Annotated in this window: 6 protein-coding genes and 2 pseudogenes; 3 read left to right on the top strand and 5 right to left on the bottom strand. The window is 68.2% G+C overall.

The window, feature by feature from the left end; genetic code table 11:
* A pseudogene (locus tag KBY71_RS14765) lies at nucleotides 1–552 on the top strand (dihydroorotase); the annotation flags it as partial.
* Here KBY71_RS14765 and lepB read toward each other — a convergent pair.
* The gene (gene lepB, locus KBY71_RS14770; protein WP_261354864.1) at nucleotides 491–1213 is read right to left on the bottom strand and encodes a signal peptidase I; all 723 of its coding nucleotides are present in this window, start codon (nucleotides 1211–1213) and stop codon (nucleotides 491–493) included. The pseudogene KBY71_RS14765 and the gene lepB sit on opposite strands and share 62 nt — an antisense overlap.
* A 123-nt stretch (nucleotides 1214–1336) precedes the next feature.
* Between lepB and KBY71_RS14775 the strand changes: the two genes are divergently transcribed.
* Nucleotides 1337–2881 (top strand): hypothetical protein, encoded by a 1545-nt coding sequence (locus KBY71_RS14775; protein ID WP_254929644.1) that lies wholly within the window; start codon nucleotides 1337–1339, stop codon nucleotides 2879–2881.
* On the opposite strand, the gene KBY71_RS14780 is transcribed toward KBY71_RS14775, so the two are convergent.
* Together KBY71_RS14780 and KBY71_RS14785 are read right to left on the bottom strand one after the other, a co-directional pair.
* Nucleotides 2847–3191, bottom strand: coding sequence for a Spx/MgsR family RNA polymerase-binding regulatory protein (locus KBY71_RS14780; RefSeq protein ID WP_254929645.1), 345 nt, complete (start codon nucleotides 3189–3191; stop codon nucleotides 2847–2849). The two genes, KBY71_RS14775 and KBY71_RS14780, sit on opposite strands and share 35 nt — an antisense overlap.
* A gap of 10 nt (nucleotides 3192–3201) precedes the next feature.
* Nucleotides 3202–3564 (bottom strand): 2Fe-2S iron-sulfur cluster-binding protein, encoded by a 363-nt coding sequence (locus tag KBY71_RS14785; RefSeq protein WP_254929646.1) that lies wholly within the window; start codon nucleotides 3562–3564, stop codon nucleotides 3202–3204.
* 82 nt (nucleotides 3565–3646) lie between these two features.
* Between KBY71_RS14785 and KBY71_RS14790 the strand changes: the two genes are divergently transcribed.
* On the top strand, nucleotides 3647–4309 hold the full coding sequence (locus KBY71_RS14790; RefSeq protein ID WP_254929647.1) for a class I SAM-dependent methyltransferase: 663 nt from the start codon (nucleotides 3647–3649) through the stop codon (nucleotides 4307–4309).
* 30 nt (nucleotides 4310–4339) lie between these two features.
* Here KBY71_RS14790 and KBY71_RS14795 read toward each other — a convergent pair whose 3' ends face one another.
* Together KBY71_RS14795 and KBY71_RS14800 are read right to left on the bottom strand one after the other, a co-directional pair.
* Entirely contained in the window at nucleotides 4340–4855 is a 516-nt protein-coding gene (locus KBY71_RS14795) for an inorganic diphosphatase (protein WP_254929648.1), read from the bottom strand.
* Nucleotides 4856–5250: 395 nt separating this feature from the next.
* Nucleotides 5251–5480 (bottom strand): annotated as a pseudogene (locus KBY71_RS14800) (resolvase); the annotation flags it as partial.

Raw genomic sequence — 5480 nt, forward strand, 5'->3', positions numbered from 1 at the left:
CAGGCCACCGTGGGCTGGTGGCACCTGCTGGCCGACAGCGGCAACCTCGACCCCACCGCCGAAGGCTGGCGGCTGCGGCCCTCCCTTGGGGCTCCGGAGGATCGCGAAGCCCTGATCACCGGCCTGGCCGATGGGGTGATCACCGCGGTGGCGGTGCACCACCTTCCCCTGGATGCGGAAGAGCAGCTGCTCCCCCTCGACCAGCGCCGCCCCGGCCTGGCCGGCCATGGGGCCCGCCACGGCCTGGTGCTGCCCCTGCTCTGGCAGGAGCTGGTGCAGGCTCGCGGCTGGCCGGTGGAGCGGCTCTGGCAGGCCCTGAGTTGGGGAGGCTCCGAGCTGCTGGGGCACGCCCCAGAGCAGCTCAGCCCAGGGTCCCGCCGCTGGCTGCTGTTCGATCCCCACCACGCCTGGACCTGGCAGCCGGAGGACTCCCTCTCCCAGGCGGCCAACCAACCCCTCGCCGGTCAGACGCTTCGCGGGGCCGTGCGGGCTAGCGGCCTGGTGCCGGCGACTCAGTGGACGCTGGGACGCCCAGGGCCCCCGTCTGATTGAAGGGGTAAAAGCGCCAGAAGGCCCGGCCGATGATTTCGCCCTGGGGCAGGAAGGCCCCCCCCGGCCAGAAGCGACCGTCCCAGCTGTTGGCCCGGTTGTCCCCAAGCACCAACACATGGCCCGGGGGCACCAGGGCGTTGAGGGTGCGGCAGGGGCCCATCCCCTGGCTGTCCACGGGGCAGTCGTTCTGCACGTAGGGCTCAGGCAACCTGCGCCCGTTGATGAACACATGACCCCTGGGGTCCACGCTCACCCGTTCCCCGGGGAGGGCCACCACCCGCTTGATGTAGGCGTCGCAGGCGGGATTGGCGATGCCCGGCAGGCTGCCCAGCAGGGGCAGATTCACCACCAGACAGCGCAGGGGATTACGGCTGGCGCCGGCGGAGAGCACCGGGTCGAAATGGTGGGGTGAATGGAACACCACGATCTCGCCCCGACGGGGCGCACGCTGGCGGTAACTCAGTTTTTCCACCAGCAGCCGGTCCTGCAGCTGCAGCCCGGGCAGCATCGAGCCCGAGGGGATGTAGCGGGCCTCCACCAGAAACTGGCGAATCCCCAGGGCAACCGCCAGGGTGATGAGCACGCTGCGCCAGAAGGCCCAGGGGCCCTCCTGGTCCGTGGCATGGGCATCGTGGTGGCCCGGGGGCTCCTGCCCGTTCAGCGGGCCATTCAGCTCAGGGTTGTTCGGACTGTTTTCGTGGCTCAAGGTTTCTGATCTCCCCAGGTTCAGGCTCGCCTGGCCAGACACGGCAGATTAGGCACCGATCCCCCCTCGCCAAGGCCCATGGCGCGCCCCCGCTGGCAAGCCCCCTCCGCTGAAGCCTCGGGCCGATGGGTACGCGGCTGGGACCGCTTTGTGGCGATCTGGGCCAGCCTCAATCTGGTGTGGGTCGCCTTCGACCTCACCTACGTGCCGCTGCGCACCTTCTGGCTGCAGCGCAACCTCTACCCGATTCCCTCCGTTCCCCTGGTGGTGCCCCTCACGGTGCTCCCGGATGTGACGCCCTTGATGGATCCGATCAAGGGGATCGAACCCCACCGGGAAACCCAGGCCTACCTGCAGCAGTTCCAGCGGTTGGATGCGGCCCTGCAGAGCCTGCCGGCCGGCCAGGCGCCCCAGGCCGCCCAGGTGGGGCTGCTGAACCGCCAGGCCCAGCTCACCGCCCAGCTGATGGACAGCAATCCGTTCCTCTCCTCCGGGGCATCGGGCACCCTCGAGAAGATCAAAAACCGCCTGCGCCAGCGAGCCGACCGGGATTCGGCGGGCCAGGCCTCCAACCTGCTGCTCAGTCCAGCGTGGATCCAGGCCGAGGGATGGAGCCGGGAACGGCGTTTCTGGAACGACCAGATCCTGCCGCTGGTGGCCACGAACTACTGGCGATCCATCGATGAGAACGGCCGCCCCACCGACCATTTCTGGCGAATCGACCTGCTGCTGTTCCAGGGCGTCTTCGCCCTGGACATCCTGCTGCGCCTGATCCGGCTGCGCCGCCGGCTGCCGGGCCTCAGCTGGGGAGATGCCCTGCTGCGGCGCTGGAGCGACCTGCCCCTGCTGCTGCCCTTTTGGCGCTGGTTACGCCTGGTGCCGGTGTTGGAGCGGCTGCAGACCTCAGGCCTGGTCAACTTCGAGCCCCTGCGGGCGGTGGTGAGCCGGGGCGTCGTGGCCCTGCTGGCCGTGGAGCTGTTCGAGGTGCTCTCGCTGCAGATTCTCGATGGCACCCAGGGGTTGATCCGCTCGCGGCGCTGGCCCCAGCGGCTGCGGGCCCTGCGCAGCCACCAGAGTGTGGTCAGCAGCAGCGACGAGCGGGCCCTGGTGGAGCTGGTGCGCATCTGGGCACCCCTGTTGCTCAGCCAGGTGGCCCCCAGGCTCGCCCCGGAGCTGCAGGGCTTGCTGGGCTACAGCCTGCGCCAGAGCCTCGATCGCACCGTGGTGCCTCCCCCCCTGCGCCAGCTCCAACCGCTGCTGCAGGTGGAGAGTGGCATCAGCCGCCAGCTGGCCTCGGGGATGGTCGACAGCCTGCTGGAACTCTCCCGCAGCACCGGCAACCGCCTCTCCCGCCGCGACGATGTGCAGCTGGATCTGCTGCAGCGATTCATCGATCGCTTCTGGGAAGAACTGGCGGCAGCCCTGGAGAGGGGGCCTGCTCTGGAGCGCTCCCAGGAGCTGCTCTGCGCCCTGATCGATGGGGCCAAGGGCACCTACCTCAGCCAGATCAACCGGGCGGGCATCGAGGCCCTGATCCAGGAGCTCGATCAGCTGATCACCGCTCCCGGCAGGGATGACGACGAACGGCCTAGCCCAGGAGCTCCAGCCACTCCGGCTCCTTGAAACCCGTCACGATGCGTCCGTCATCGGTGACCAGGAACGGCCGTTTGATCAATTTGCCGTCGGCCGCCAGGGCCGCCAAGGCCGCCCGGTCATCCAGGGCCTGCACGGCAGCGGCGCCGAGGGCCCGATAGCTCTGGCCGCTGGTGTTGAACAGGCGGCCACGGCCCAGCTGGGCGAGGGCCTGCTCCAGTTCCGCGGAGCTGGGCGGCTGTTGGGTGATGTCGATCACCTCGGCCACCAGCTGACGGGACCCCAGCCAGGCGATGGCTTTGCGGCAGGTGCTGCAGCTGGGGTAGCTGTAGAGCTTCATCCAGCTAGGACTACTTGCGGCCGACCAGGGCCTTGAGGGCGCCCACCAGGCTGTTGGAGCCCTGGCCGACGGCATTGGTGGGGCGGGTGCGCACCGTGACGTCGCCGTTGACGCTGGTGCGGCAGCTGAGGCGGAAGTTGGCGGGGCGATCGGCCAGATAGACCTCTTCCACATCGCTGCGGGGGGAGAGGTTCTGCATCCCCTCAACCACCTCCATCACGCAGGTGCCGCACTGGCCGAGGCCACCGCAGTTGTTGACGTTGTTGAGGCCCTTGTAGGGATTGATGCCCGCGTCCAGGGCGGCCTTGCGCAGATTGGCCCCCTCGATGCAACCGACCTGCTGGCCTTCCTGTTCAAAACGGATGGTGGGCACGGTCGAGCTGGGGCAAAGTGCGCCGCCCAACTTAAGCCACGCCCGTCCCAATGCCTAGCATCGGGCCCTCCGACCTCAAGCCTTGTCCGCGTCCCTCGGCTACGACCTAATCGTGCAGCAGCTGATCCCGGGCTACGCCAGCCTGGCGCGTCTGGCGGTGGCCCTGCTGTCGGTGTCGCCCCTGGCCAGCCGACCGGGAGCGGCCGTCCTGGTGGCCGGTTGCGGCACCGGGGCGGAGCTGGTGGAGGCCAGGGCCCAGCGCCCCGACTGGCAACTCACCGCCATCGATCCCTCCGCCGAGATGCTGGCCGCGGCGCAGCAGCGGATGGGCGGCGACAGCATCCGCTGGCACCAGAGCACCGTGGAGGCGCTCCAGGCCGATGGCCGCTTCGCCGGGGCCCTCTCCGTGCTGGTGCTGCAATCCCTGGCCGATGACGGCAGCAAACTGGCCTTCCTCACGGCCCTGGCCCGCAGCCTCGAGCCCGGCGGCCAGCTTGTGCTGGTGGATCTGATGGCCCCGGAACGCTCACCCCTGCAGCACCAGGTGGAGGCCGCCTGGCTGGCCTTCCAGCAAGCCAGCGGTCTCAACGCCGATCCCCAGGCCCTCGAACCCCTGACCCAGGGACTCCATCCGATTGGCGAAGCCCGCCTCACCGCCCTGGTCAACGCGGCCGGGTTCACGGACCCGGCGCGGATTTTTCAAGCCCTGGGCTACGAGGGCTTTCTGCTGCAACGGCGGCCCTGACACAACGGCGGCCCTGGGACGGGGAGAGCCTCAGAGACCGCGGGCCGCCGCGATGCAGCGCTCCAGCAGCTCCGGCACCGCCTCCACATCCAACCAGCCGGCGATCTCGGTGACCCGGCCCTCCAGATTTTTGTAGGTGCGGAAAAATTCCGCCACCTCCTCCAACTGGTTCGGAGCGATCTGGCGGATCGAGCGGATGTCCTTGTGCCGAAAGCCTGCCTCGGGAACGCAGAGCAATTTGCCGTCGTGGGCTCCGCAGTCGACCATGTCGAGAATGCCGATGGGTCGGGCCCGGATCAGACAGCCGGCAAAGGTGGGCTCCTCCATGATCACCATGGCATCGAGGGGCGCACCGTCCTCCGCGAGGGTGTTGGGCACGAAGCCGTAGTCGAACGGGTAGCGCACCGAGGAGTGCAGCACCCGATCAAGGGCCATCACCCCGGCCTGCGCGTTGTATTCGTATTTATTGCGGCTGCCGGCGGGGATTTCCACCACCAGGTTCACCAGCCCAGGCGCCGGGGAGGCCGTCAGATGGCGCAGATCCATCGAAGCTCGGCGGGGAATGGGAAAAGGAGCGTCCGGTCACCACCATGGTGAGAGGAACGACGGCTGTGATCAGGGCGATCAGGCTGCCCAGAAGCAGGGGAAAGGCTTGGGGCCCCGGACTGTAGGGATCATCGCCAGCATCACCCTCTTGATCTTGGTCTTGGCCAGGGCCGTCCAGATCGGGAGTGGCAACCGTACCAAGCGTGAAACCGGTCGGGGTGGAATGGGGCTGGGATTCTCGGGGAACAACATCCATTCGGGGAACAACATCCATGGGGACGTGGGGGGTGCAGGCACCCGAACCACAACAGATAGATCAAAGAACGTGAATCAATTCTGGCACCCGCAGCCATCACCAGGCCGAACTGGCCAGGAGAGCTGGTAGCCCCGCCGTCTCAGGCGGCAGGGCGGGCACCCTGCTGATCACGGCGGATGCTCAGGTCGGCGGGACGGCCATCGAGATGGTCCAGCCGCGAGCGGATGACCCGAAGCTCCTCGAGGATGGCTCCCAACAGTTGCTGGGTCGCGGTGGAGGGGGAATTCAGCACCTCAACGGTGACTTCCTTGATCCGCAACACGTCGCGGGCAAACCGAGCCACCTCATTGGGGTGGAACATCAGCGGAT

This window comes from Cyanobium sp. T1B-Tous, from assembly GCF_024345475.1.
Lineage (GTDB): Bacteria > Cyanobacteriota > Cyanobacteriia > PCC-6307 > Cyanobiaceae > Cyanobium_A.

Excerpts from the sequence above, each read along its gene's own strand:
- KBY71_RS14775 (WP_254929644.1), top strand. The coding sequence starts at position 1,337 with ATGGCGCGCCCCCGCTGGCAAGCCCCCTCCGCTGAAGCCTCGGGCCGA.
- KBY71_RS14780 (WP_254929645.1), bottom strand. The coding sequence starts at position 3,191 with ATGAAGCTCTACAGCTACCCCAGCTGCAGCACCTGCCGCAAAGCCATC.
- KBY71_RS14795 (WP_254929648.1), bottom strand. The coding sequence starts at position 4,855 with ATGGATCTGCGCCATCTGACGGCCTCCCCGGCGCCTGGGCTGGTGAAC.